General features: G+C 62.7%; 23 protein-coding genes. 10 read left to right on the top strand and 13 right to left on the bottom strand.

Features of this window, described 5'->3' with window-relative positions; all coding sequences use genetic code 11:
* Nucleotides 1-5: 5 nt before the first annotated feature.
* Nucleotides 6-911: a LysR substrate-binding domain-containing protein gene (locus G522_RS0102270; RefSeq protein WP_026789665.1), complete on the bottom strand. Its 906-nt coding sequence runs from the start codon at nucleotides 909-911 to the stop codon at nucleotides 6-8.
* Nucleotides 912-1012: 101 nt separating this feature from the next.
* Here G522_RS0102270 and G522_RS25165 point away from each other — a divergent pair, with 101 nt between their 5' ends.
* The 4 genes from G522_RS25165 (at nucleotide 1013) to G522_RS0102250 (ending at nucleotide 4913) form a co-directional block, all read left to right on the top strand.
* Nucleotides 1013-2185: an MFS transporter gene (locus G522_RS25165; RefSeq protein ID WP_051228109.1), complete on the top strand. Its 1173-nt coding sequence runs from the start codon at nucleotides 1013-1015 to the stop codon at nucleotides 2183-2185.
* A 45-nt stretch (nucleotides 2186-2230) separates the two neighbouring features.
* A complete protein-coding gene (locus tag G522_RS0102260) occupies nucleotides 2231-3268 on the top strand; it encodes an aldo/keto reductase (RefSeq protein ID WP_026789664.1) in 1038 nt (345 codons plus the stop codon).
* A gap of 110 nt (nucleotides 3269-3378) precedes the next feature.
* Nucleotides 3379-3795, top strand: a complete 417-nt coding sequence (locus tag G522_RS0102255; protein WP_026789663.1) for a VOC family protein — start codon at nucleotides 3379-3381, stop codon at nucleotides 3793-3795.
* A 122-nt stretch (nucleotides 3796-3917) separates the two neighbouring features.
* The gene (locus G522_RS0102250; protein WP_026789662.1) at nucleotides 3918-4913 is read left to right on the top strand and encodes a Gfo/Idh/MocA family protein; all 996 of its coding nucleotides are present in this window, start codon (nucleotides 3918-3920) and stop codon (nucleotides 4911-4913) included.
* Nucleotides 4914-4986: 73 nt separating this feature from the next.
* On the opposite strand, the gene G522_RS0102245 is transcribed toward G522_RS0102250, so the two are convergent.
* The 3 genes from G522_RS0102245 to G522_RS0102235 form a co-directional block, all read right to left on the bottom strand.
* A complete protein-coding gene (locus tag G522_RS0102245) occupies nucleotides 4987-6336 on the bottom strand; it encodes a gluconate:H+ symporter (protein ID WP_026789661.1) in 1350 nt (449 codons plus the stop codon).
* Between the two features lie 216 nt (nucleotides 6337-6552).
* Nucleotides 6553-8529 (bottom strand): YjhG/YagF family D-xylonate dehydratase, encoded by a 1977-nt coding sequence (locus tag G522_RS0102240; protein WP_026789660.1) that lies wholly within the window; start codon nucleotides 8527-8529, stop codon nucleotides 6553-6555.
* Between the two features lie 28 nt (nucleotides 8530-8557).
* Entirely contained in the window at nucleotides 8558-9466 is a 909-nt protein-coding gene (locus G522_RS0102235; RefSeq protein ID WP_026789659.1) for a dihydrodipicolinate synthase family protein, read from the bottom strand.
* Nucleotides 9467-9809: 343 nt separating this feature from the next.
* On the opposite strand from G522_RS0102235, the gene G522_RS0102230 reads away from it, so the two are divergent.
* A complete protein-coding gene (locus tag G522_RS0102230) occupies nucleotides 9810-10562 on the top strand; it encodes an IclR family transcriptional regulator (RefSeq protein WP_026789658.1) in 753 nt (250 codons plus the stop codon).
* A 19-nt stretch (nucleotides 10563-10581) separates the two neighbouring features.
* On the opposite strand, the gene G522_RS25160 is transcribed toward G522_RS0102230, so the two are convergent.
* The 3 genes from G522_RS25160 to G522_RS0102215 form a co-directional block, all read right to left on the bottom strand.
* Nucleotides 10582-11691, bottom strand: coding sequence for an ABC transporter substrate-binding protein (locus tag G522_RS25160; RefSeq protein WP_051228106.1), 1110 nt, complete (start codon nucleotides 11689-11691; stop codon nucleotides 10582-10584).
* Nucleotides 11692-11718: 27 nt separating this feature from the next.
* Nucleotides 11719-12183 carry a nuclear transport factor 2 family protein gene (locus G522_RS25155; RefSeq protein ID WP_051228103.1) on the bottom strand — a complete coding sequence of 155 codons (465 nt, stop codon included), beginning with the start codon at nucleotides 12181-12183 and terminating at the stop codon, nucleotides 11719-11721.
* Between the two features lie 102 nt (nucleotides 12184-12285).
* Nucleotides 12286-12879 (bottom strand): NADPH-dependent FMN reductase, encoded by a 594-nt coding sequence (locus G522_RS0102215; protein WP_026789657.1) that lies wholly within the window; start codon nucleotides 12877-12879, stop codon nucleotides 12286-12288.
* Between the two features lie 244 nt (nucleotides 12880-13123).
* On the opposite strand from G522_RS0102215, the gene G522_RS0102210 reads away from it, so the two are divergent.
* On the top strand, nucleotides 13124-13450 hold the full coding sequence (locus G522_RS0102210) for a winged helix-turn-helix transcriptional regulator (RefSeq protein WP_051228219.1): 327 nt from the start codon (nucleotides 13124-13126) through the stop codon (nucleotides 13448-13450).
* 2 nt (nucleotides 13451-13452) lie between these two features.
* Here G522_RS0102210 and G522_RS0102205 read toward each other — a convergent pair whose 3' ends face one another.
* The 5 genes from G522_RS0102205 to G522_RS0102185 are packed head-to-tail and all read right to left on the bottom strand — an operon-like array spanning nucleotide 13453 to nucleotide 19623.
* On the bottom strand, nucleotides 13453-13833 hold the full coding sequence (locus G522_RS0102205; RefSeq protein ID WP_026789655.1) for an ester cyclase: 381 nt from the start codon (nucleotides 13831-13833) through the stop codon (nucleotides 13453-13455).
* Nucleotides 13834-13873: 40 nt separating this feature from the next.
* Entirely contained in the window at nucleotides 13874-15694 is a 1821-nt protein-coding gene (edd, locus tag G522_RS0102200; protein ID WP_026789654.1) for a phosphogluconate dehydratase, read from the bottom strand.
* The gene (locus G522_RS0102195; protein ID WP_026789653.1) at nucleotides 15691-16203 is read right to left on the bottom strand and encodes a gluconokinase; all 513 of its coding nucleotides are present in this window, start codon (nucleotides 16201-16203) and stop codon (nucleotides 15691-15693) included. The genes edd and G522_RS0102195 overlap by 4 nt, the downstream gene beginning before the upstream one ends.
* A 20-nt stretch (nucleotides 16204-16223) precedes the next feature.
* Nucleotides 16224-18587 (bottom strand): GH36-type glycosyl hydrolase domain-containing protein, encoded by a 2364-nt coding sequence (locus G522_RS0102190; protein ID WP_036837612.1) that lies wholly within the window; start codon nucleotides 18585-18587, stop codon nucleotides 16224-16226.
* 28 nt (nucleotides 18588-18615) lie between these two features.
* Nucleotides 18616-19623: a LacI family DNA-binding transcriptional regulator gene (locus G522_RS0102185; protein WP_026789651.1), complete on the bottom strand. Its 1008-nt coding sequence runs from the start codon at nucleotides 19621-19623 to the stop codon at nucleotides 18616-18618.
* 246 nt (nucleotides 19624-19869) lie between these two features.
* Between G522_RS0102185 and G522_RS0102180 the strand changes: the two genes are divergently transcribed.
* From G522_RS0102180 to G522_RS0102165, 4 genes are all read left to right on the top strand, one after another.
* Nucleotides 19870-21108 (top strand): ABC transporter substrate-binding protein, encoded by a 1239-nt coding sequence (locus G522_RS0102180; protein ID WP_026789650.1) that lies wholly within the window; start codon nucleotides 19870-19872, stop codon nucleotides 21106-21108.
* A gap of 128 nt (nucleotides 21109-21236) precedes the next feature.
* Nucleotides 21237-22070, top strand: coding sequence for a carbohydrate ABC transporter permease (locus G522_RS0102175; RefSeq protein ID WP_051228217.1), 834 nt, complete (start codon nucleotides 21237-21239; stop codon nucleotides 22068-22070).
* A complete protein-coding gene (locus tag G522_RS0102170) occupies nucleotides 22070-22960 on the top strand; it encodes a carbohydrate ABC transporter permease (protein ID WP_051228100.1) in 891 nt (296 codons plus the stop codon). The genes G522_RS0102175 and G522_RS0102170 overlap by 1 nt, the downstream gene beginning before the upstream one ends.
* A 3-nt stretch (nucleotides 22961-22963) precedes the next feature.
* Complete coding sequence (locus tag G522_RS0102165) at nucleotides 22964-24043, top strand: ABC transporter ATP-binding protein (RefSeq protein ID WP_026789647.1); 1080 nt, start codon at nucleotides 22964-22966, stop codon at nucleotides 24041-24043.
* Between the two features lie 39 nt (nucleotides 24044-24082).
* Here the strand turns inward: G522_RS0102165 and G522_RS0102160 are convergent, their stop codons facing one another.
* Entirely contained in the window at nucleotides 24083-25144 is a 1062-nt protein-coding gene (locus tag G522_RS0102160; RefSeq protein WP_026789646.1) for an ABC transporter ATP-binding protein, read from the bottom strand.
* Between the last annotated feature and the right edge of the window lie 13 nt (nucleotides 25145-25157).

Genomic DNA, 25157 nt, shown 5'->3' with positions numbered 1-25157 from the left:
GGCGGTCAGGAAACCTTCCCCCGTTCTGCGAGGAAGTCCAGCAGAGCGCGGACCCGCGAGGGGAGGGGGCCGCCTTGGCCGGTGTGAATGGCGTGGAATGTTTCCCTGTCGCCGGGGTTGAATGCTTCCAGCACCGGCGCAAGCCGCCCGGCGGCGATATCATCGCGAACCGTGAAAGCGGCGAGACGTGCAAGCCCGGCACCGCCGAGCGCCATCTGCCGTAATGCCTCACCGTCGCTCGCCGTTGCGCGGCCGACGGTGGGGATGACCGTCGTTTCACCCTCTATTTTCAGCGGCCAGCCGTCGAGGGCGCGGACATAACCGAACCCGAGGCGGATATGGTCGTCGAGGTCGACGACCGTTTTCGGCTCGCCGAAACGGGCAAGATAGGCAGGTGCCCCCACGATGACCATGGCGCTGTCGCCGAGCTTTCGCGCGACCAGGCTGGAGCTCTTGAGTGGACCGGCGCGGACCGCCACATCGGTGCGCTCTGCCAGGAGGTCGACGATCATGTCGGTCTGGATCAGGTCGAGCGATACCCCGGGGTGGCGCTGCAAGAACTCCGGCAGGATCGGCGCCAGAACATGGGTCGCGTAGGACGCGCTGGTGTTCAGGCGAATGCGGCCCACCGGCTGCTCGCCGGCGCCGGCAAGGCGCTCGGCATCCTCGATGTCAGCCAGGATACGTGTCGCGCGTTCGTAGAAGGCGCAGCCCTCCGGCGTCAGCTGAAAGGCGCGGGTCGAGCGGTTGACGAGGCGAGTGCCGAGCCGTGTTTCCAACCTGCTCACCAGCTTGCTGACGGCTGAGGGCGTCATCCGACAGGCGCGCGCGGCAGCGGAAAAGCCACCCTGCTCGACGACGCAGACGAAGACCTCCATTTCGCCCGATCGATTGATTTCAGAACGCGCCATTGTTCCTTCAATTCACAAGTGATGTGACAGATGGCATTCTATATCACTTCCTCTGCTGCGTCTATCTTCTGCCCACTGATATCAACCCTGTGGGACAGATCATGCCTTTGGCTCTTTACGCCCTGACTGCCGGTGCCTTCGGCATCGGCGTCACCGAATTCGTCATCATGGGTCTCCTGCTGGAGGTCGGCGCCGATTTCGGCGTGTCGATCGCCACGGCGGGGCTTCTGATTTCCGGCTACGCGCTCGGCGTTGTCGCTGGTGCTCCGGTATTGACCGTTCTGACCAGCCGCTGGCCGCGCAAGACGGTACTGCTCGCGCTGATGGCCGTCTTTATTGCCGGCAACGCCGCCTGCGCCCTGGCGCCGACCTATGGGTTTCTGATGGCCGCGCGGGTGCTGACCGCGCTTGCCCATGGCACTTTCTTTGGCGTCGGTTCGGTGGTGGCGACCAGCCTTGTTCCGGCCGATCGCAAGGCGTCGGCCATCGCCGTGATGTTCACCGGACTGACGGTCGCCAACATTCTTGGCGTGCCGATAGGAACCTGGATCGGCCAGCAGTTCGGATGGCGGGCTACATTCAGCGCCGTCACGCTGGTCGGGCTCGTGGCCTTCGCCGTCATCGCGCTATTCGTGCCCAAGGGTGACCGGCCCGATGATGCCGAGGACTGGCGGGCCGACCTTGCCGCTATCCTCCGGGCGCCCGTGCTGCTCGGACTTGTCACGACGGTTCTCGGCTATGCAGGCGTCTTCGCCGTCTTCACCTATATCGCCCCGATGCTGACCCGTATCAGCGGTTTCGGCGAGCAGGCGGTGTCGCCAATCCTGCTGGTTTTCGGCGGCGGTCTGGTCGTCGGCAATCTGGTCGGTGGCAGGTTGGCAGATCGCGGCGTTCTCGCCGCAGTATTCGGCACGCTGATCGCATTGGCGGTGGTCCTCGCGGCAATGACGCCAGCTCTTGGCTCGCCCACTGCGGCTGTGCTGTTCACCGGGCTGCTCGGCGCCGCCGGTTTTGCCACCGTCGCGCCGCTTCAGATGTGGGTGTTGTCAAAGGCCGAGGGAGCCGGCCAGAATCTCGCGTCTTCCCTGAACATCGCCGCCTTCAACCTGGGCAACGCCATCGGCGCCTGGGCCGGCGGTCTGGTGATCGACCACGGTCCCGGCCTCACCTTCGTGCCGCTGGTAGCCAGCCTGTTTCCAGCGGCGGCAGTCGTGGCCGCGCTTTTCGCCGCAACGACCGGCCATCGCTCGGCCCAGCTCTGCCGCTCAACCTGAATTAGGTCTGACCACAGACTCCAATCCATCTGAAAGGATCAAGCCATGGACTATCGCTTTCTCGGACGTTCCGGCCTCAAGGTTCCGGTCTTGAGCTTTGGCACCGGCACATTTGGCGGCACCGGCCCGTTGTTCGGTGCCTGGGGCAATACTGATGTTGAAGAGGCACGCCGTCTCATCGATATTTGTCTGGAGGCAGGGATCAACCTGTTCGATACCGCCGACGTCTATTCCGCCGGCGCATCCGAGGAGGTGCTGGGAGCCGCCCTCAAGGGGCGCCGTGACGCAGCGCTCATCTCGACCAAGACCAGTCTGCCGATGGGAGATGGCCCGAACGATTCGGGCTCGTCGCGCTTCCGCCTGATCCGCGCCGTCGAGGACGCGTTGAAGCGGCTCGGCACCGACTATATCGACCTCTTGCAACTCCACGCCTTCGACGCGGCGACCCCGATGGAAGAGGTGCTGTCGACCGTCGACACACTCGTGCGGGCCGGCAAGGTCCGTTATGTCGGCGTCTCCAATTTCTCCGGCTGGCAGATCATGAAGGCGCTGGCTGTTGCCGATCGCTACGGCTGGCCGCGCTATGTCGCCAATCAGGTCTATTACTCGCTGCTCGGCCGCGACTACGAGTGGGATCTGATGCCGCTCGGCGTCGACCAGGGGCTCGGCGCGCTGGTGTGGAGTCCGCTCGGCTGGGGCCGACTGACGGGAAAGATCCGGCGCGGTGCGCCCTTGCCCGAGGGAAGCCGTCTGCATGACACGGCTAGCTACGGCCCGCCGGTAGAAGACGAACACCTTTATCGTGTCATCGATGCGCTGGAGGAGGTCGCCACCGAGGTGGGAAAGACCGTGCCGCAGGTCGCCATCAACTGGCTGATCGAACGGCCGACCGTGTCCTCGGTCATTATCGGCGCCCGCAACGAAGATCAGTTGCGCCAAAATCTCGGTGCGATCGGTTGGAGGCTTTCCGCAGAGCAGATCGTCAAACTCGATGCCGCGAGTGCGGTCACCGCGCCCTATCCGCACTTTCCTTATCGACGGCAGGAAGGTTTCGCCCGCCTCAACCCTCCGATCGCCGGATAACGGGTGACAAGGCGCGACTGGTGACGGATGCCGTCAGGATGACGCGGTAGCAATGATCCGAGAGGAAGCGCCTTGCCAAAATCGGCAGGGCGCCATTCAGGGAGTTTCGCATGATTCTGCATCGAGGCCGTCTGATCGACCACGTCCAGCTAAGAGCCAGGGACTTTCCTGCCACGGCGAAATTCTATCGTGCGGTACTTGAGGCGCTCGAAGTCCCCCTTCTGGCGGACGATGACTGGCACATCGCTTGCGACGAACTCTGGATCGACGCGCTGGGAGAGGATGAGAGTGCGGCGACGCGTGTGCATCTGGCTTTCCAGGCGAATGATCGCGAGGCCGTCATGCGGTTCCATCAGGCGGGACTGGCCGCCGGCGGACGGGACAACGGAGGCCCGGGAGAGCGCTCCTATCACCCAGGCTACTACGCGGCCTTTCTGTTCGATCCGGACGGCAACAACGTCGAAGCCGTCTTCCACGGGGCTGCCCCTCGCTCTGCGCCCTCGGTGGAGATCGATATCGGAAATTAGCCCCGCCCTCCTGAGCCTCGACCTTTTGTCAGATAAATGCGAGGCTTACCCCGGACGCGTTCGGTTGGTCGGTTGGCCGGCCTGACCGATCTGCTCTGAAGGGACAAAAGGGGAGGTAGTCTATGGCCAAGTTACGTTGGGGCATTCTGGCGACAGGCTGGATCGCCGATCTCTTTGTCCAGGATCTCCTCGACAACGACATGGAAGTGGTGGCGGTCGGTTCGCGGTCCATCGAGAAGGCTGTAGACTTTGCCACCAAGCATGGCATTCCCCGGTCGCACGGCAGCTATCAGGCACTTGCCGCCGATCCCGAGGTCGACGTCGTCTACATTGCGACGCCACATCCCTTCCATGCAAGCGCGGCCGAACTCTGCATTGCCGAAGGCAAGCACGTCCTCGTCGAAAAGTCTTTCACGCTGACCGGTGCGGAAGCCCGGCATCTCCTTGAGCTGTCGCGCAAGCATGACGTCGTCGTTCTCGAAGCCATGTGGACGCGCTTCCTGCCGCACATGGTCCGGCTGCGTGAGGCGCTGGCCAGCGGCATGATCGGCGAGATCCGCACGCTCCTGGCAACGCATACCCAGGACTTGCCCGACGATCCAAACCACCGCCTCAACGCGCTGGAGCTTGGCGGCGGCGCTTTGCTGGATCTCGGCATCTATCCGATTTCCTTTACCTTCGACATTCTGGGGCGTCCGACCGAGGTGCTCGCGTCGGGCCGCCTGAAGGCAACCGGCGCCGACGCCGAAGTGTCCACGCTGTTCCGCTACGCAAATGGTGCCAGCGCCTTGACGGTGTCGGCCAGCGATGCGCCGGGCGCCAACCGCGCCGAGATCAACGGCACCGAAGGCCATGTCGAGATTGACGGCGTGTGGTATACGCCGACCACCTTCCGGATCTACGACAGCCAGAAAAACCTGATCGAGGAGTTTAGGCCGGCGGCCATGAAGGGGCGTGGCATGCACTTCCAGGCCGTTGAGCTGGAACGGCTGGTCGCCGCCGGTGAGCGGATCAGTCCCATCCTGCCACTTGAGCAAAGCGTGGCGATCATGGAAACGCTCGACGACATCAGACGGCAGATCGGCGTCATCTATCCCAGCGAGAAGACGTCTGGCTGAACCGGAACGCCGCAACAAAAAAGCGGCCGCGACGTTTGTCGCGACCGCCGATATTCTCAGCTTTGGCCCGTCGTCAGCCGACGAAGCCTTCCAGAACCAGAACGCCGATCAGGCCGAGTACCGAGACGATCGTCGAGAGAACCGTCCACGTGCCGAAGGTCTCCTTCATCGACAGGCCGAAATACTCCTTGAACATCCAGAAGCCGGCGTCGTTGACGTGGCTGCAGATCGCCGAACCGGCACCGGTGGCCAGCGTCACCAGGGCGAGGTTGACGTTGTGCGTTGCCAGCATCGGGATGACCAATCCAGCCGTCGAGATGGCGGCCACGGTGGCCGAGCCGAGCGAGATGCGCAGCAACGCGGCGACGCCCCAGGCGAAGATCAGCGGCGAGGCATTCGTACCGGCGAACAGGTCGGCGACGTACTTGCCGACGCCGCCGTCGATCAGCACCTGCTTAAAGGCGCCGCCACCGCCGATGATCAGCAGCATCATGCCGATGTGGCTCGCTGCCGAGGTGCACGAGGCCATGACGTCCTTGACCGGAATGTCGCGTTTGACGCCCATGGTCCACATGGCGAACAGCAGCGACACCACCATCGACACCGAGGCGTCACCAACCAAGCGGATGACGGCGAAACCGGTGTTGTCGGCGATGCCCGCTTCGCTGCGGATCACCGCGATGATGGCGGCGACCGACATCATGATCACCGGCAACATGGCGGTGAGCACGGAGATGCCGAAGGCCGGCGTCTTGTCGAGCTCGAAGGTTTTGAACGAGCCAATGGTGTTGAGGTCGGCCTTCTTGGCAAAGCCCGACGGCACGATCCGCTTGGCGATGGCGTTGTAGATCGGACCGGCGATGATGACCGCCGGGATGGCGATGAGAATGCCATAGACCAGCACCTGGCCGATGTCGGCACCATACTCGCCGGCGATCACCGTCGGGCCGGGGTGCGGCGGCAGGAAGGCGTGAGTGGCCAACAGCGCAGCGCACATCGGCACGCCGAGATGCAGCGGCGACAGCTTCATCTGCTTGGCCATGGTCAGCACGATCGGCACCAGCAGCACCAAGCCGACTTCAAAGAACAGCGCGATGCCGATGATGAACGAGGCGACGACCACCGCCCACTGGACGTTCCGCTCGCCGAACTTCTCGATCAGCGTGACGGCAATGCGCTGGGCGCCACCGGCGTCGGAGATCAGGCGGCCCAGCATGGCGCCGAGGCCGAAGATCAAGGCGATATGGCCGAGCGTGCCGCCGAGGCCGCTCTCGATGGATTTCACCACCTTGTCGAGCGGCAGACCAAGGGCCAGCGCGACGCAGAAGGAGACGATGATCAGCGAAACGAACGTGTTCAGTTTCAGCTTCATGATCAACAGCAGCAGCAGCACGATTCCGGCCACGACGATGACTAAAGGCATTTCCTCTTCCCTCGGTTTGGTTAGCGTTGCCGGCCTGCCGGCGAAGACAACAGACCGCCCACGCCGGATCGGTGGGTGCCGTTCCGGTGCCTATGGCCTGTTGCGCTGTTCGGATGGACGACCGGCCCCCTCGGCCGCCGTGCCCTCCACATGCCAGCTCTGGGCGCCGGCAGTTTTGTTGAAGAAGAGACGTTGCCGCCTCTTCTCCGATATCAATCAGCTCTTTCTTGATGCCAGCGCGGCGCGACCGGCTTCGAGCACCTCGATGATCTTGTCCGCGTCATAGACGCAGCCTCGCCACGTGCCGCCACTTGCGGCCTGCAGAGCCGCCCAGAGACGGGTATCGTCGGGCAGTTCGGCCTGTGGCGCCAAGTCCGGATGCCGCGGTCGGGCAGCCAGGATGGCCGCACCTTCTTCGGCGGTGGCGGGCTTATCCTCGGTGCCAAGGAAGTTCAGCGACCCGGTCAGTTTGCGACAGTCGACGATCATCTCGACCACGTCGCCATCGCGCAGCTTGCCGATGGGGCCGCCGGCCAGGGCTTCCGGGCCGACATGCCCGACGCAGGCGCCGGTCGATACGCCCGAGAAGCGCGCGTCGGTGACCAGAGCCACGTGCTTGCCATAGGACAGGTGCTTCAGGGCGGAAGTGACTTGGTACGTCTCTTCCATGCCGGTGCCGGACGGCCCGGCGCCGATCAACACCATCAGGTCGCCGGCGACGATCTTGCCGGTCTTGATGGCATGAATGGCGTCGACCTCGGAAACGAACACCTTGGCCTTGGCCTTGTGGCGATAGACACCGTCTTCGCCGATGACGGAAGGGTCGATGGCCGTCGACTTGATGACGGAACCTTCCGGGGCGATGTTGCCGATCGGGAAAGTGATGGTGGAGGTGAGGCCGCGCGCTGCTGCCTTGGCTGGCGGCATGATCACGTCATCAGGGCTGACACCATCCTGCTTCTCCAGCATGTCGCGGAAGCGGCGGCGACGCTCGGAGGTCTCCCACCAGTCGAGGTTGGCGCCGAGCGTCTCGCCGGTCACGGTGAGAACGTCGAGGTTGAGAAGGCCCAGCGCCCGGAGGTGCAACATCACTTCGGGCACGCCACCGGCCATGAAGGCACGAACGGTGGGATGATAGATCGGTCCGTTGGGAATGACGCTGACAAGGCGCGGCACGCGCCGGTTCACCGCTGTCCAGTCGTCGACGGTCGGCATGGGCAAGCCGGCGGCATGAGCGATAGCCGGCAGATGCAGCAGCAAGTTGGTCGAACCGCCGAAAGCGGCATGAACCACCATGGCGTTCTCGATGGCCTTCGAGGTCACGATGTCCTTGGTGGTGATGTCGCGCTCTTCGAGCTGGAGCACGGCCCGCGCCGATTGGCGAGCGATTTCGAGCCAAACCGGCTGGCCGGACGGCGACAGGGCCGAGTGCGGCAGAGCGAGGCCGAGGCCTTCCGAAATCACCTGCGAAGTGCCGGCCGTACCGAGGAACTGGCAACCGCCGCCGGCCGAAGCACAGGCGCGGCAGCCGAGCTCGCTCGCTTCGTCCAACGTGAGTTCGCCGTTGGCGAAGCGGGCGCCGATGGTCTGCACCTTGCCAGCATCTTCACCCTTGGTCGGCATCAGCGTGGCGCCGCCGGGCACGAGAATGGTCGGCAAGTCGCGCTGGGCGGCGAGAGCCATCATCAGAGCCGGCAGGCCTTTATCGCAGGCGGCAAGGCCGATGACGGCCTTGCGCACCGGCGTCGAACGGATCAGCCGACGGAAGACGATGGCGGCGTCGTTACGATAGGGCAGGGAGTCGAACATGCCGGTGGTGCCCTGCGTACGTCCGTCGCAGGGATCGCTCACATAAGCGGCGTAGGGAACGCCCCCTGCCTTGGCCACCTCACGCGCCGCCGCCTCGAACTGAAGCGGCGTCTCGTAATGGCCGGTGTGCAGGCCGAGGGCGACTGGCTTGCCATCGGCGCCGCGGATGCCGCCTGTGACGCCGATGATCAGCACTTCCTTGCCGTTGAGCTTTTCCGGTTCCCAACCCATGCCGGCGTTGAGCGTCATGCCGAAGATGTCGCCGCTCGGGCGATTGATCAGCATCTCCGGCGTCAGCGGTAACTTGCCGGCGGGGCCGGGAGCGTTGGTCGCCGCGACATAGACGGCCTCGTTGCTCTCGTCGTAGATTTCCTTGATGGACATGAGGATCCTCCCTCCGAGGGCTGGTTGATTATTTGACGAGACCGGCCTGCTTCAGCAGATCGGCGAGGCGGGCCAGCTTGTCGGCGGCCAGCGGACCGGCGGGCGGCAAGCAGTAGGTGGAGATGTCGAGGCCGGTGAGGCGCATCGCCTCCTTCACCACGTTCACGAAGGGCGTGTCGAGACCGTACATCGACGGAAGGCGGATCAGGCGGCTGTGCAGCTCGACGGCCTTGGCAAAATCGCCGGCGCGGAAGGCCTTGTAGATACCGATGGAGAGTTCCGGCGCGAAGTTGCCGCTGGCTGAGATGGCGCCGGCGCCGCCCAGCATCAGCGTGGTCAGCAGATGATCGTCATAGCCGGCGAGCACCTGGAAATCGGGGCGCACGGCGCCGACAACGTTGATCATCTCTCGGATGTGGCCGATGGAATCCACCGTTTCCTTGATGCCGACCACATTGGAAGCCATCTCGACCACCGACTTCACGAAGGCGGGCGTCAGGTCCTGGCCGGTCAGGAAGGGGATGTTGTAGAGCAGCACCGGCAGCTTGGTGGCGCCGGCGATATCGGTGAAGTACTTGAGAAGGCGGGGCTCGGTGACCTTCCAGTAGGAGGGGTTCACCACGACAATGCCGTCGGCGCCGATGGCTTCCGCATGGACCGCGAGCTCGATGGCTTCGCGCGGGTTGTTGGAGCCGACGCCGATCAGCACCTTGGCGCGGCCAGCTGCCTGCTTCACCGCGAATTCGGCCACCGTCTTCCGCTCGGCGGTGGTCATCTGGGAGAACTCTCCGCCGGTACCGCAGATGAAGAGACCATCAACACCGGCAGTGACCAGCTTCTCGATCACCAGCGCCTGCCCCTTCGGGTCGAAGGCGCCCGCTTCGGTAAAGATGGTCGACACTGGCGGAATGATGCCTTCGAAACGCGTTGCAGCCATCGGAAACTCCTGAACCTTATGTCTAGGCGTTCTACATTATAGAACGATGTTTTATAATGTCGTACGTTAGCCATGACACGAGGCCCGGTAAATCCGGGATGCTGTGTAGGCAAAGACCCGCATCACCAGAGCGCCCCACAAAGAGCTGGGTGAAAGAGACGATGGCTATATCACTGGTAGGAAACAGAAAAATACCCGGCAAGGCGTCGAATGGGGTTCTCGCGTCGCATGCCGCACGCGCGCCATCGCCGTCCTTTCGCTCTTGGATTGCGATCGTTGGCGCACTAATCGAACTGAGATCAAGAATCGCAGGAGCTGATCCTGCCGCCGGAGTTGCCGTGAAATGCCCCTCATTCAGGCTGTGGAGCGCGCCCTTAATATCCTGGAGCTCTTCAACGAGCAGAAGGTCGAGCTCAACCTGGCCGAAATCAGCCAGCTGACGGGGCTGCATAAGAGCACCCTCCACTCGCTCCTGAAGACCCTGCAGGCTCAAGGCTACATCGAGCAGACGGAAGCCAATGCCCCCTATCGTCTCGGTGTGAAGCTGCTGGAGCGCGGCTATCTCGTCCAACGCTCGCGCGATTTCATCGCCGTGGCGCGACCCTACCTGGAAGAACTGTCGGAAAGGACTGGTCAGACGGTCCATCTGGGCGTGCTCGACGGAAAGTCGGGCGTCTACGTCGATAAGGTAGAGGGAACGCGCTCCATCATCGTCTATTCCCGGATTGGCCGGCGCATGCCCATCCACACCACGGCCATCGGCAAGGTGCTGCTCGCCTTCCAGCAACCTGCCGCTATCGGCAAGACCCTTGATGCCTATGACTTCGCAAGTTCTACCGAGAATACCATCACCCGGCGCGACGTCTTCGAAACGGCGCTTGCCAAGGTACGCTCGGACGGCTTTGCCGTCGACGAGCAGGAAAATGTTCGCGGTTGTCGGTGCGCGGCCGTGCCCATCTGGGGGCACGACCGCAAGCTCGTCGCCGCCATTTCCATTTCGACCGTGGTCGAAAATGTGTCGATGGATGAGTTCAAGTCATTCATCGAACAGCTGAAAGTGATCGGTACCCGGGTCTCTCACGAACTGGGTTACTGACCGGCGAGAGGTTGCCCGATCAGCCGGAACCTTCCGGAAAGGCTTCTTCGCCCGACACAGTCGCCACCAGTTCGTAGACATCCCATTCTCTCTGCGACGTCCCAGGCGCTTTCGCTCGCAGCAGGTAGATGTCGTGGAGCATGGTGCCGTCGTTTCGAATGCGCCCGTTCCGGACGTACATGTCACTCAGCGTCGCGCTGCGGAGATGCTGGATGACGGTATTGGCGTCGGTAGTCCCGACAGCGGCGACCGCCTTCAAATATTGAAAAGCAGCCGAATAGTCGGCGGCTTGCAGGGACGAGGGCATTCGTCCCTGGCGGGCGTGGAAGCGTTCGGCCCAGGCGCGCGACTCCGCGTCGCGCGTCCAGAACCAGCTATCGGCGAAATAGAGGCCTTGAGCCCGCTCGAGACCCATGTCGTGGATATCGTCGATGAAGGTCAGCAGGCCGACAAGCTTCATGCTGCTCGCAAGGCCCATCCGGTCCATCGCCGCCATCGCTTTCAGGAGCTCGGCATGGCCATTGGCGAGGCCCAGGATTTCGGCTTGGCTATCGCGGGCAGCTTCGATGTAGGGCGTGAAATCGTCCTCGCCGTGAGGATTGTGGACCGATCCGACGACGGTGCCGCCGGCAGCCCTGATCGCATCGGAACCGTGCGCCTCGAGTTCGAGACCGAAGGGATATTTGGCGGTGATGAAAAACCAGCGCTTCAGACCCTGTCGAGTCAGCGCCAGCCCAGGGACAGTGCCGAGGGCGACCGTGCTATAGGCATATTGAATGATCGCGGGCGCGGCGCGTTGGCGAGTCTGGACCGAAGTACCCGCGCCGACAACGAAAATCGGCTTGCCGTGTTCAGCGGCAACGGCCGTCATGGCGAGGCTGGTATCGGAGTTGACGCCGCTGACCACCATGTCGACGCCGTCCTCGCCGTACCATTGCTGGGCGATCCGAGCCGCCTCGTTCTCATCGTTGCGGTGGTCGCCGAGCAGGAGCTCGACGGAACGACCGGCAACTTCGCCAATCTCTTCGATCGCCATGCGGATGGCATCGGCCCCAGCGGGTCCATCAACGGACTGATAGGGGCCGGTGAGGTCGGTTACGAGACCAATGCGTATGGGTTCGCTGCTCATCGCGTCACTCCTCCAAACGTTGAGGTGTCAGATGGTCGGCCAATGCGGCAAGGGCTTGCCCGCCAGCGCTGCGTCATAGGTCGGGAGATCGAGGAAAGCGGTGGCTTCAATGACCTTTCCGTTCCGCATGCGGAAGAACCAGGCATAGCTGTTGCGGTAGGTCTGGCCGTCCTTCATCTCGGCAGCGCCGTTCCAACGGATGATCACCTCATCGCCGTCGGCATATATGCCGAGTACCTCGGGCTTCATCGGCGTGGCGAACCGATCGGCGATCGGTCCGTATCCGCCCGCCAGAAAAGCGTTGCGATCATGAAAGGTCTGGGCGGACGGGCCGGATCCGGCGATCGTCCATTTGGCCTCGTCATCAAGAATGTCGAAGAAGTCGGTGCCGCCGCTGGCCCATTCTTCAAAGGCGCGGCGGACGATGGCCTTGTTCGTCTCGGCGTCCTCAAGAGGACGACCGCCATCGCTGCTCTGATGGGAAAATACCATGGAGCATGATCCTTTCGCCTGGAACTGATACCGGCGCCCCAGCTTTTCACCGGGGCGCTGGCAATCAACCGACGAACCTCGGTCGAGTTTCTCTACCGGTAATCACACTTGCGTGGTTTTCGCTGCCTTGGTCGCCTTGGCCCACCAGACCAGATCGTCGAGGGCCGCCTTCGCGGAGGGCAGCAGGTTGGCCTCGATATCCTCAATGGGCTTGTTGCCGCCCATGGGAGCAACGGCCATGAAGTCACCGCCGCCGATATGAACCGCGCTACGAGTCGGGACCATCTGCAACTCGACACCGATCAGGCGCAAATGCTCGATGGCGCGCGCGGCGCCCAGGCCGCCGTAGCCGATAGCCGTGAACGGCTTGCGGTTCCACTCGACATAGGCCTGATCGAGAGCATTCTTGAGAGAACCTGTAATCGAGCGATTGTATTCGGCTACGACGAAAATATAGCCGTCGAAACGGGCGATGGTCTGTTGCCAGCGGATCGCCGCCGGATCTTCACTAGGCATCCACAAGTTCGATGCCTTCTCGGCAAAGAACGGCAGGGAAAAGTCGCGCAGGTCGACGAGTTCTACTTCCATGTCATCGCGAGCCTGAGCTTGCTTGAGCATCCACTGTGCAGGTTTGTCGGCGAAGCGGGTCGGTCGTGTGGAACCAATGATAAGGGCGATCCGGGGCTTAAAAGTCATGGTATCCTCATGTATGCTGGTGTTAATAGGTAACTAGAGTACAATTAGTTTGTAGCCTCGCAAGGAGGCACTTTCAGGGCACTAGGGCACCTAATGGAAACTACCCGTTGTGCTGCCCCCGAATAGACGACCTGCCCGGTTGTTCCTGAACAAGCTGTGTCGCAAACGAATGCGTAGATAAGGAGACATTGTGGACGTGCCAGACCAACAGGCGGAAACCAACCGCTGCGTCCTCATCGGCCATATGCTGTCGCAGTTCACCGGCAAGTGGACCGTGCTGGTTGTGCGTGTGCTGGGGCGCGGCCCGCGCCGCTTCAACGCGTTGCGTCGCGACGTGGGCGAGATCAGCCAGAAGGTGCTGACATCCACCTTGAAGGACCTTGAGGAAAGCGGCCTTGTTTCCCGCACCGTGACGCCGAGCAAGCCGCCTCAGGTGGAGTATGCGCTCACCGATCTCGGCCGGGATTTTCTGGTGCCGGTGCGATCGCTCGCGGAATGGGTCGTCGCCAACGCGGCGCGTATCGAGGCGGCCCGCGCGCTCTATGCGGGACAGCCGACGGATAAGGACTGATCTCAGAGCTGCGCTTCGATGGCTGCCTTGTCAATCACCGACTTGACGTCCCAAATCTTGCCGTCGCGATACTCGTAGAAAGCGTGCTCGGCGAAGGCGACCTTTCGGCCATTGATCGGTAGCCCCATGAACACACCTGCCGGCGTACAGTCGAACAGGAGGCGGGCGGCCAGCCGGGAAGGACTGGCAACCAGCATTCCGATGTCGAAACTGAGGTCGGGGATGTCGTGGACGTTAGCCTGGAGCAGTTGCAGATAGCCCGATAGCCCAAGCAAGCGGTCGTTGTGACGGACATCCTCATGCACGAAGCGGCGCAATCCGGGCCAATCCCGGCGGTTCAGGCAGGCGATATAGTCCCGATAGGACTGGGCGATTTCTTCCATAGTCGCCTCCGGTTCGGACCATGAACTGGGTATCTTTCGGTCACCCGAGCGCTGTCGCCCCTTCTTCGGCCGTTCCGACCGCCCGTCGCAATACACCGAACAAGCGACGATCGCTGCCTTCGATACCGGGCTCTACCACCGCCTGACGCCGCTCGTCCCATTCCTCCTGGGATACCAGCACATCGAGGCGGCCGGCCGACACGTCGAGCCTGACGATATCGCCGTCGCGAACGCGACCGATCGGACCGCCGCGCGCGGCTTCCGGGGTCACGTGGATGGCGGCCGGCACCTTGCCGGAGGCGCCGGACATTCGGCCGTCGGTGACCAGCGCCACCTTGCGCCCTCGGTCCTGCAGCAGGCCGAGCGCCGGCGTCAGTTTGTGGAGTTCTGGCATGCCGTTGGCCTGCGGCCCCTGGAAGCGGACGATGGCGACAAAGTCCTCGTCAAGCCCGGCCTTGAAGGCGGCCAGAAATGCCTCCTGCGATGTGAAGACGCGCGCCGGTGCCTCGACCGTCTGGTGCTCGGTCGCGACGGCCGACGATTTGATCACCGCCCGCCCAAGGTTGCCGGTCAGGAGATTGATGCCACCGGTTGGCTGGAATGGAGCATCGATCGAGCGCACCACGGCCTCGTCGGCGCTGGCGGCAGGTGTTTCGGCAAAGATCAATGCGCCGGTGGCGTTGAGCTCAGGCGTCCGCTCATAGGAGGCAAGGCCGGTGCCGAGAATGGTTTGAACGTCGTCGTGGAGGAGACCGGCCCGGCGCAGTTCGCGGACCAGGAAAGGCACGCCGCCGGCATCGCGGAAGCCGTTGACGTCCGCCTTGCCATTGGGGTAGGCGCGCACCAGGAGCGGCGTCGCGGCCGACAACGCGGAAAAGTCGTCCCAATCGATGACGAGGCCGGCGGCGCGGGCCATGGCGATCAGATGAATGGTCAGGTTGGTCGAACCACCGGTGGCGCAGAGGCCGACGATGCCGTTGACGAAGCTGCGGGCGTCGAGCAATTGGCCGATCGGCAGGCTGTTCTCGCCCGTCCCGGCGATGGCAATGGCGCGGGCTACGGCGGCGCGGGTCAGCGCGTCGCGCAGCGGCGTATCCGGCGCCACGAAGGCGGAGCCGGGGAGCATCAGCCCCATGATTTCCATCAGCATCTGATTGGTATTGGCGGTGCCGAAGAAGGTGCATGTGCCGGGTGAATGATAGGATTTCGCCTCGGCCTCCAGAAGGTCGGCGTCGGTGGCCGTACCGGCGGCATAGGCCTGGCGGACGGCGTTCTTCTCAGCATTGCTAAGGCCGGTCGACATCGGGCCGGACGGAATGAACAGGGCCGGCAGATGCCCGAAGGCCAGGGCCCCCATGACGAGGCCGGGAACGATTTTGTCGCAGATGCCCAGCATCACCAGAGCGTCGAACATGTCATGCGACAGGGCGACGCCCGTCGACATGGCGATGACGTCACGCGAGAACAGGCTGAACTCCATGCCCGTCCGCCCCTGCGTGATGCCGTCGCACATGGCGGGCGCGCCGCCAGCCACCTCGGCAACGGCGCCAAGCCGGCGTGCTTCCTCGCGGATCAGCTCGGGATAGCGCTCGTAGGGGCGGTGGGCCGACAGCATGTCGTTGTAGGTGGTGACGATGCCGAGATTGATCGCCTCGGCGCCGGCAAGCCGCTGCTTGTCATCGGCGGGGCAGGCGGCAAATCCGTGAGCCAAGTTGGAACAGGCCAAGCGGTGCCGGGCTGGGCCGGCGGCTCGGATCGCCTCGCGTGCCCGTTCGATGTCAGCGAGATAAGCGCTACGGCTGGACCGGCTGCGTCGCTCGATCCGCTCGGTGACGTCGGAGATGATGGAGCGAACAGTCATATCGGTCTCTTTTCCCGGGTTAGCCCACGCGCGCTGAGCTGGTCGATGATTTCGTCGACGACAGCCGGCGGCGGCGGGGTAATATCGACCACGATAGCATCGGCGGGTTCTTCCAGCGTGGTGAACTGGCTGGTCAGTAAGTTGGGGTTCATGTAGTGGCCCTTGCGGGCCTTCAGCCGCTCGGCGATCGTCTCGGTATCGCCCTTGAGATAGACGAAGACCACGTCGTTTCGCGGCGCGAGGATGTCGCGATAAGCGTCCTTCAGGGCCGAACAGGCAATGATACGGCTCTCGCCGGCCGCCTCCCAATCCTCGATGGCATGCCGCAACGCCCGCAGCCACGGCCAGCGATCATCGTCGGTCAGCGGGGTGCCAGCTCGCATCTTCTCGACGTTGGCGGCAGGATGGAAATCGTCGGCATCGGAGAAGCCGCAGCCCATTCGGTCAGCGAGCAACTCGCCGACCGTGGTCTTTCCCGAACCCGACACCCCCATGACGATAACGATCATCGTGTCCTCCCGACCAGATCTCAGCGAGGGCTTCTCACCCTTACGTCATAGATGCGGCCAGCTTCGACAGCGGCAAGCCTTCCACCTTCAAGGCGGTGACCGTCGACCTCTACCATCTGTTCAGTGAGGCCGTCCTCGCGTGTGAAGGCGACGTTGAATGTCGCGCCGCGCAGACGGCGGGTAAAGGTCAGCTCCTGCCAGGCGGATGGAACCTGCGGCGCAATCACCGCTCCATCGCCTTCACCCCGCAGGCCACAAAGCTGCTCGATGATCGCCCGGTAAACCCAGGCGACTGTGCCTGTGTTGAAGAGATTGCTGGACCGGCCGGCGGTGCGCGGAAACTGTCGATAGGCGCCGCGATAGTAGTTGGGAATATAGAGTGGCAGCTGACCGCGCGCAGCAATGTCCTCTCGGTCGGGGTTGGTCACCATGGCGCGCAGCACGCTGAATCCCCGGTCGGCTTCGCCCACGTGGTAAAGCGAGGCGGCATAGAAGGCCGCGGCGTGATTGTAGACGGCGCCATTCTCCGCGACCCCGGGCCACTTCTGGGTGAGGCGGCCGATGTCGTCGCGCATGGCAGTGAAGGACGGCGCGTGGATTTCCACGCCATAGGGTGTGACCAGCTGTTCGTCGATCGCCTTGAGCATGCGCGCCTTGCGGTCTTCGTCGGCCGCGCCGCAGAGCAGTGCCCAGCTCTGGGCGTTGAGGAAGATGCGGCCTTCCGTGTCGGTCGATATGCCGAACACCACGCCATCATCGGTAATGCCGCGTCCGTACCAGTCGCCATCCCAGAGATGGCGGTTGATGCTGTCGACAAGCGCTGCGGATTCGGCCTTCAGCCAGGCCGAGGTTTCCGCGTCGCCCTCGGCAGCGCAGACGTCTGACCAGAGCAACATGGCATAGCTCGACGCCTCGGCCAGCCAGCCGGAAACGCCCTTGCCCTTGTAGCCGACCATGTTCATGGGGTCGCACCAGTCTCCCTGCTCGATGTAGGGAAGGCCCCGTTCGTCGACTGCGGACGCAAGGAAGCGCAAGGCGCGTGTCACATGCTCGCGAATGCTGGAAGGGGTGGCGTCATCAACCCAGGCTACCGTCTCGTCCAGGATCGAGCGGTCGGCGGTTTCATCGAGATAGGCTTTGACGGCGATCACCAACCAAACGCCATGATCGGTGTGCGGCACCTGGTTGATGAATTTGAGCTCGGCATCGGGCCTCAGCAGGATGCCGTCCGGCATCTTGCCGCTGGCGTGCTGCTGGCTCACGGCGTGGAGGATGACCTCGCGCGTCGTGTCTGGCCGGATGAAGAGTACGCCCAGCGCATCCTGCAGATAATTGCGCGTCTGCGGGTCGGTGGTCAGACGATTGGTGTCGCCGTGATAAAATACCTGACGCGGCAGCCAGTGATTGACGACATGATTGAAGGTCTCGTCGGGCGACTGGATTTCCAGGCAGCTGCGGCCACCCTCGGTCACGTAGGCGTGGGTATCTCGCCGAACCTTTTCGATGTCGCCCTCGATGTATTTTGCCCTGACAGCCGCGATCTCGGCCTTGTCCTTTGCCGGGCCGAATACGAATCGGAATTCCTCGCTTTCGCCGGCGGCGATGGTCAGATCCCACTGCATGACGCAGGCGGGGATCTCGTAATACGCCTCGCCGTCGCGGAGATCGCCACCATCGGCCAGCGCCGAGGGAGCATGCAGCCCGCCTTCGCCTTCGAAGGCCTGTTGGGCCACCTCAAAATGGTCCGGTCGGCGGTCGGCGGCCAGGAAGGTGATGTCCTTGAGGTGCTGGTTTTTGAAATACTGCTCGATCTTCTGGTAGGGCGTGACCGAGGTGCAGACCACCGCATTGAGGGCGGGGTCGAAATGTCCGCCCAGATTCATCCACGACATGAAGCCGACCGGAAAGAACGGGACGAAAGACAGGCTCTTCTTTTCGGCCGAGATGTTGGTGATCTTTGCCGTCCAGAGCTCGGCGACATCATCCACCGGCAGGACAAGGCAAAGCTCGACCCGGACGCCATCTTTTTCGATCAGCCAGCGGATGTCGGACAGACCGGGCTCGAAGGCGAAGCGATCCAGTTGGGCGCGCACCGGCTCGTAAGGCGCTGAAAACAGGGCACCGGTGTCGTTGTCGCGGACGTAGAAGAAACGGCCGGGGTGGTTGGGATAATAGGTCTGCTCCGGCAGCATGAAGGTCTGCGCCGGAATGATTGGCGGGTGGGCATATTTGCGAGGTTCCGGATCCATGTACTGGCTCACCGCGTAGCCGCGGCTGTTCATCTGGATCATCATCCGGCGGTTCCAAAGGTAACCGGCGGAATTGGGAGCGAGCGTCGGGTCGTCCAGGTGGAACCGGGTTCCGTTTTCGATGAAGGAAGGCATCGTTGTCTCTCGGATGGGGAAAGTTCGGCTAGGCGCGGGATGGTCCGGTTGACTGCCGCACGGAAAGCGACGGTTCGAAGTGTTCCTGGTAAGGGAGTTCGAGACCATAGGTGAGGTTGAGAAGCTGGTGGCAGGCCGACTGGCTCATCTCTTCGATCGGGGCATGGACCGTGCTGAGAGCCGGGGCGGTATAGGGCGTAAATTCGACATCGTCATAGCCGATGACCGACACGTCGCCAGGCACGGAGATGCCGCGATGGTGCAGTTCGGCGATCAGCACCATCGCCACCTTGTCGTTGCCGCAGAACACTGCCGAATAGTCGGTGCCCGACGCGAGCAACGCCGCGACGGCCTGTTCACCGCCAGCGTAGGAGAAGGCGCCCTCGATAATGCGCTCCGGCGCCACCGGGTGGCCGAGCCTGACCATCTCATCCAAGAAGGCAACGTGGCGCTGGCGAGCGTCCAACGCCGAAAGCCGGCCGGTGATGGTGGCAACCCTCGCGTGCCCCAGTTCGACGAGATGGCGGGCCGCCAGCCGACCACCGAGGTCGTGATCGATCGAAAAGCAACGCCCCGCCAGCTCTTCGGTGTGATGGTTCATGACGACGAGATTGGCAAACTTCTCGGCATAGCGGGCCAGTTCGAACTCGCTCTGCAACGAGCTTGATATCAGGATGCCGTCGCAGTCGCGGTTGATCAGATAATCGAGATGGGCGAGGCGGTCTTCGTTGGACTGCGCGTCCTCCGCATTGGCGAGGATCATGTGCTTGCCCTGCAAGCGGAGCGCGCTTTCGATCGTCCGGATCATCATGTGGTAGTAGGGACCTTCCAGCGACGGCACCCAGACGCCGATGAGATCGGACCGGCGCGATGACAGCGACCGGGCCATGCTGTTCGGCCGGTAGTTGAGCTGCTCGACGGCGCGGGCGATCTTTTCAGCCGATTTTTTCGAAACGGAACCGGTTCCAGAAATGTATCGCGAAACGGTTCCGGACCCGACGCCGGCCAGCTTTGCCACATCCTTTACGGTCGCCATCTCGCAACTCCGATCACCCAAACAGCCGACAAGATATCATTTATCCTTTTGTTTTTAAAGGACAGAAATCCAATTTCCACCAACTGCGTGTTTCTCCGTTCCCGCTTTTCTCGCAAGGCGCATTGACAAAATCAAGGCTGTTAGGTCAAAAATGGAACCGATCCCACTTTTGGATCGGGAGCCGTTATTCACCCAAGGCTGCGCTGGTCGGAATGCCTTGGCGTTACCTGTTTGGGAGGAACCACGATGGGAATGAAACACATGGTCGCCGTATCGGCGATCGCCCTTGCGGCCGTGACCGGTGTTGCGAAGGCGGAGGAGCCGCTCAAGGCCGAGGTCATTCATTGGTGGACGTCGGGTGGCGAGTCCGCTGCCATCAAGGTCTTCGCCGATGCGTTCAATGCAGCCGGCGGCCAGTGGGTGGACAATGCCGTCGCCGGTGGCTCGGCTGCTCGTAGCGCCGCCATCAATCGCATCGTCGGTGGCGATCCCTCGACGGCTGCGCTGTTCAACACGTCGCGCCAGTATCACGAGATCATCGGTGAGGGCCTCCTCAACGACATCGACGCCGTCGCGGCCAAGAACAACTGGGATAAGGTCCTGCCGGAGCCGATCGCCAAGGCCGTGAAGGTCGATGGCAAGTACTACGCCGCGCCGGTCAACATCCATATGCCCCTGTGGATCTGGTACTCGGTTGCCGCCCTCAACAAGGCTGGCATCGAGAAGCCGCCGGAGACGATCGAGCAGTTCTTCGCCGCTCTCGACAAGCTGAAGGCCGCCGGCATCACCCCGCTCGCCCTCGGCGGTCAGCGCTGGCAGGAGAACTCGCTGTTCTCGGCCGTACTCACCAATGTGGGCGGCGGCAAGCTCTGGAAGTCGGTTTATGGCGACAAGGACGAGGCGGCGATCCGCTCGCCGGAGTTCCGCAAGGTCGTCGAGACCTTCGTCAGCCTGAAGCCCTATGTCGATCAGGCCTCGCCGGGCCGCAACTGGAATGACACCACCGCGCTCCTGATCAAGGACCAGGCTGGCTTCCAGGTGATGGGCGACTGGGCCAAGGGCGAATTCAAGCAGGCCAAGAAGGAAATCGGCAAGGATTACGGCTGCATTCCGGGCCTTCGTGCCGACTCGCCCTATGTCCTTGGTGGCGACGTCTTCGTCTTCCCGAAGACCGACAACGCCGAACAGATCAAGGCTCAGCACCTTCTCGTCGAGATCATGACGAGCCCCGAGGTCCAGGTGAAGTTCAACAACCTCAAGGGCTCGATCCCGATCCGCTCCGACGTCGACGTGTCGAGCCTGGACGCCTGCGCCCAGCTCGGCATGAAGATCATGTCCGATCCGGCTCGCCAAGCGCCGGACGCATCGCAGATGATGGAGGAGTCCATGTACGGCTCCGTTCAGGACATCGTCACCGAGCTCTGGAACACGCCGATGACCGTCGATCAGGCCATCGATCGGTTCGACAAGGCCTTGAAGGGCTGATCCTGCCTCAAAAGTGCGGGAAGACGGTCGTCCGTCTTCCCGTCCATCACATTCGGGAGGAGCCCGTGGGAGCCGAACTTACCCGGCATGTAAAGCGCAACCTGGTTGCCTACATTGCCCTGTTGCCGATGGCCGTCGTCGTCATCTTCGCCTATCTCGGCACCATGGCCTGGTCGGTCCGGCTGTCGTTTTCGAGTTCGAAGCTGCTGCCCAGGAACGACTTCGTCGGCATTGCCCAGTACCTCACCCTGTTCGATACGCCGCGCTGGCTGACCTCGCTCGGCAATCTCGTCATTATCGCCTTCTTCTTCCTGCTGATCTGCTTCGTTCTCGGCACCTTGCTGGCGATCTTCATCGACCAGAACGTGCGCGCCGAAAGCCTGTTCCGCACCGTGTTCCTTTATCCCTACGCCATGTCCTTCGTGGTGGCCGGCCTGATCTGGCAATGGATCCTTAATCCGGATCTTGGCATCCAGCACACCATGCACGGCCTCGGCTTCTCCGGTTTCGTCCTGGATTGGGTGGTCAACTCGAAGATGGTGCTTTACGCCATCATCCTCGCCACAGTCTGGCACGGCTCCGGCCTCGTCATGGCGCTGATCCTTGCCGGTCTGCGTGGGGTCGACACCGAGATCTGGCGGGCGACGCGCATCGACGGCATCCCGACCTGGCGTGTCTATCTTTCGATCGTCCTGCCGATGCTCCGGCCGATGATCATCACCTCGCTCGTTCTCCTGTCGATCAGCATCGTCAAGATGTACGACGTCGTCGTTGCCATGACCAACGGCGGCCCCGGCACGGCCAGCGAAGTGCCGGCCAAGTTCATCATGGACAACCTGTTCGAGCGCGCCAACATCGGCCTCGCCACGGCAGCGTCGACGGTCATGCTCGTCACGGTTCTGCTGGTCATGGCGCCCGTCATCTATTCCCAGTATTTCCGGAAGAGCGGGAGGGCGTCGTGATGCCTCAGGCAAAATCCGCGACCAAGCGCCCGCTCACCTACCAGGAAGTCTGGGGCCGCGTCGGCATCTACGCCTTCCTCGGTGTCCTCGCGCTGTTCTTCCTGCTGCCGCTCTACGTGATGCTTGTCACGTCGTTCAAGAGCATGGACGAAATCCGTCTCGGCCTGATCTTCTCCTTGCCGCAGCAGTTCAGCATCGATGCCTGGATCAAGGCTTGGACGTCCGCCTGCACCGGCCTCGAGTGCACCGGCCTCAGGGTGGGGTTCGGCAACTCGGTGAAGATCCTGGTGCCGAGCGTCATCTTCTCCATCCTGCTCGGCGCCATCAACGGCTATGCCTTGTCCTTCTGGAAGGTAAAGGGCGCCAACGTGCTGTTTGCCTGTCTGCTGCTCGGCTCGTTCGTTCCCTATCAGGTGTTCATTTATCCGCTGGTTCGCTTCTACGCCCAGACCGGCATCTATGGGTCGCTGTCTGCCATCGTGCTGACGCACATAATCTTCGGCATGCCGGTGATGACGCTCCTGTTCCGCAACTACTATTCGGGCCTGCCGGTCGAGCTGTTCAAGGCGGCGCGTATCGACGGCGCCGGCTTCTGGAGGATCTTCATCTCGATCATCCTGCCGATGTCGGTGCCGATCGCCATCGTTGCGGTGATCATGCAGGTGACGGCCATCTGGAATGACTTCCTGCTCGGCCTCGTCTTCGCAGGCCGCGAAAACCTGCCGATGACCGTTCAGCTCAACAACATCGTCAACACCACCACCGGCGAGCGCGCCTACAACGTCAACATGGCGGCAACCGTGCTCACGTCGCTGGTCCCACTCACCGTCTACTTGGTGTCCGGCCGTTGGTTCGTGCGCGGCATCGCCTCCGGTGCCGTGAAGGGTTAAGCCATGAGTTCAGTGTCCCTGCAAAATCTCGAGATCAGCTACGGCAATGTGGCGATCGTCAAGAATCTCGACCTGACCATCCAGGACGGCGAGTTCCTCGTGCTGCTCGGTCCGTCCGGTTGCGGCAAGTCGACGCTTCTGAGCGCCATCGGCGGTCTTGCTGACGTCAGCGGCGGCCGCATCCTCTTCAATGACAAAGACGTCACCTGGACCGATCCGAAGGATCGAGGCATCGGCATGGTGTTTCAGTCCTACGCGCTCTATCCGACCATGAGCGTCGAGCGGAACTTGTCCTTCGGTCTGCGCATTGCCGGCATCGATCGCGCAATCATCGAGAAGAAAGTGAAGTGGGCGTCAGAGCTCCTGCAGATCGACCACCTGCTCGATCGCAAGCCGTCGGCGCTCTCCGGTGGCCAGCGCCAGCGCGTTGCCATCGGCCGAGCGTTGGTGCGTGATGCCGATATCTTCCTGTTCGACGAGCCGCTTTCCAACCTCGATGCCAAGCTCAGGGCCGAGCTGCGTCTCGAGATCAAGAAGCTGCACAAGACGCTGAAGTCGACCATGATCTACGTGACCCACGACCAGATCGAGGCGCTGACACTGGCCGATCGCATCGCGGTCATGAAGGATGGCCTCATCCAGCAGCTCGATACGCCGCTCAACGTCTACAACAAGCCCGCCAACGAGTTCGTCGGTAGCTTCCTGGGCTCGCCGGCCATGAACAAGGTCAAAGGCGAGCTTGTCGCGGAGGGCGATCGCCTCTTCTTCGCCGACGGCGCCTTCCGGCTTGACGTCAGCCGCTATCCCTTTGCGCAGAAGATTGAAAGCGGCCGGAAAGTCGTGCTCGGTCTCAGGCCGGAGCACATCCTTCCCGCCAGGGGAGAGACCCAGGCCATCGAAGGCAAGGTGTCGCTGATCGAGCCGATGGGCAGCAGCATCCTCGCCTGGTCTATTTTCGACGGCATCAGCCTGTCGCATCTCGTGGGGCAGGACGATGGCTGTGAGGCGGATCGCACCTTCCCGGTCACCATCGATATCCAGAAAGCGTCCTTCTTCGACGTCGACACCGGCTGGCGGCTTTAGCGTTTTGCCGGCGGATCGCGTCGACCCGCCGGCATTTTGTCAGCTTGGGAGACGGCGCTTCGTCTCGGCATCGAACAGGTGAAGTGGGCCGTCGTCGAATGACAGGCCCACAGCCTGCTGTTCGCGAAGAGCGACGCGATCGCGAAACAATCCCACCACCTCCACGCCGCCGACGTCGAACACGGCATAGGTCTCCGATCCCGTCGGCTCGACCACCTTGACCGTGGCTGGTAGGCCGCCCGTATCGGTGAGGCGGATGTTTTCGGGCCGTTTGCCGACCAGAAGACCCCTTCCTTCCTCAAGACCCAGGGGGAGGGAAGCGGCGACCGTGCCGCCGTTGTCGAGCACGATGCCGCTTCCCTGACGCCGCCCCGGGAGGGTGTTCATCGAGGGGGAGCCGATGAACTGGGCGACGAAGGTATTTTCCGGATGATCGTAGAGTTCGATCGGTGCGCCGGCCTGTTCGACCCGACCAGCCTGCATGACGACGATGCGGTCGGCCAGCGTCATCGCCTCTACCTGATCGTGCGTCACATAGACCGTGGTGGTGCCGAGCCGCCGGTGCAGCGCCTTGATCTCGGCGCGCATGGAAACGCGCAGCTTGGCGTCGAGGTTGGAAAGCGGCTCGTCGAACAGGAAGACCTGCGGGTTACGGACGATCGACCGGCCCATGGCGACGCGCTGCCGCTGGCCGCCCGAGAGCTGGCGCGGGTACCGATCGAGCAGCGGGGTGAGGCCGAGGATATCAGCCGCCGCCTTGACCTTCTGATCTTTCTCGGCGGCAGGCGCCTTGGCCAGCGTCAATGAGAAGGCCATGTTCTGCGCTACCGTCATGTGTGGGTAGAGCGCGTAGTTCTGGAACACCATGGATATGTCGCGCGCCTTGGGCGGCAGGTCGTTGACCACCCGGCCGCCGATGGAGATGGTGCCGCCCGAGATATCTTCGAGGCCGGCGATCATCCGGAGCAGCGTCGACTTGCCGCAACCGGATGGGCCGACAAGCACTACGAATTCGCCGTCGGCGATGTCGACGGAGACGCCGTGGATGACTTTGGCGGCGCCAAAGTTCTTGACCACGTCGCGGATCGAGACCGAAGCCATTTTCCTATTCTCC

It is taken from the genome of Pleomorphomonas oryzae DSM 16300 (genome assembly GCF_000422965.1).
Lineage (GTDB): Bacteria > Pseudomonadota > Alphaproteobacteria > Rhizobiales > Pleomorphomonadaceae > Pleomorphomonas > Pleomorphomonas oryzae.
Note: the sequence above shows the minus strand (reverse complement) of the source record. Positions and strands in the feature narration are given on the sequence as shown.